General features: G+C 64.6%; 2 protein-coding genes. Both read left to right on the top strand.

All coding sequences use genetic code 11. The features are described from left to right. Positions 1-167 precede the first annotated feature (167 nt). The gene (locus NLR35_RS34175; RefSeq protein ID WP_257170931.1) at positions 168-518 is read left to right on the top strand and encodes a hypothetical protein; all 351 of its coding nucleotides are present in this window, start codon (positions 168-170) and stop codon (positions 516-518) included. 389 nt (positions 519-907) lie between these two features. Next, positions 908-1,279 (top strand): ParA family protein (locus NLR35_RS34170; protein WP_257170932.1); only part of this gene is annotated, 372 nt, incomplete at its 3' end.

Below are 1,279 nucleotides of genomic sequence, written 5' to 3'. Positions count from 1 at the left end.
TTTGGGCTGGGGCGGGGCCGGTTCGGCGGTAACAGGGGCGGACTCGCGCGTCGCGGCGGCGCCTGTTGCCGAGAGCGCACAGGTCGCGGTTTTCGCTTGCGGGCGCGTTGCCAACCAACCGCCGTTCACCCACACTCCGCGCCCGTGTCAGACTTTTGGGGGGATCGATGCCGGCGTTTCGCTTTGGGAAGTCCGTTGTTGCTGCCGTCGCGGGGATTGCGCTCGCGGTCCTGATCCAGCCGGGGGCTGGTTTCGCCTACACGCCCGAGCAGCAGCAGGCCTGTACGCCGGACGCGATGCGGCTGTGCGGCGAGTTCGTCCCGAACGTCGATGCCATCACGGCCTGCATGATCCAGAAGAAGGCGCAGCTCTCGCCGCAATGCCGGGTGTTCTTCCGCGCGGGCGCGGAGCCGGGCCAGGCCCGCGCCGGCAAGCCGACCAGCATCGCGCCCCAGGTCGCCCGGAAGAGCTCCAAGCCCGCGCCGAAGGCGAAAAAGAAGAAGACCGAGGACGGCTAGGCGACCGTCGCCCTCGACACTCACTTCCGGTCAATCCCGAGCGCCCGATCTGCGCGTCCGCCCGCGGACAGCCTTCGGACTCGTTTTGTTCGCGCCTGATGTGCGCGGGCTTGCGGCAATTCCGCCGTTTGGGACGGTCAGGAGTCATCCGAGGTTTTGCGCGGGCAGGTTGCGTTGGCGTTTTTCGGCAGTTTGCCTGGAAATTGCGCGATTCAGCCTGCGTCCGACGATTTGCGGCGGATCGGTCTCGTCCGATCGGCGGGTGTGACTCAAAAGACAACTCGCCTTGTTATTTCGTGGCGGCTACACAACTCTCGATAAATTTTTCTTTCACGAATCAGCGCGGTGATTCATTTTCGCGACCTGGGGTCAATCTGGAGGCCAAGGGTATGAACGTTATTGTTTTCGCATCGCGTAAAGGCGGCTCGGGCAAGAGTACCCTGGCTGCACATCTCGCCGCGCAGATCAAGGCGAGCAAGCAGGTGATGCTCGTGGACGCGGATCCGCAGGGCTCGCTGACGCTGTGGCACAAGCTGCGCGGCACCAACGAGCCGCCGATCAAGGCCGCGGTGAATTCGGTCAGCGGCATCGTGTCCGCGGCCAAGCGCGACGGTTATGAATGGGTGTTGATCGACACGCCGCCGAATCTGTCGGCCGTGGTCGACGACGCGATCCGCAACGCCACGATGGTGATCATTCCGGCGCGGCCGGGCGTGTTCGACGTCAACGCGGTGCAGGAAACGATTCAGATGTGCCGCGCG

Source organism: Bradyrhizobium sp. SRS-191 (assembly GCF_024586915.1).
In the GTDB taxonomy this organism is placed as follows: domain Bacteria; phylum Pseudomonadota; class Alphaproteobacteria; order Rhizobiales; family Xanthobacteraceae; genus Bradyrhizobium.
Note: the sequence above shows the minus strand (reverse complement) of the source record. Positions and strands in the feature narration are given on the sequence as shown.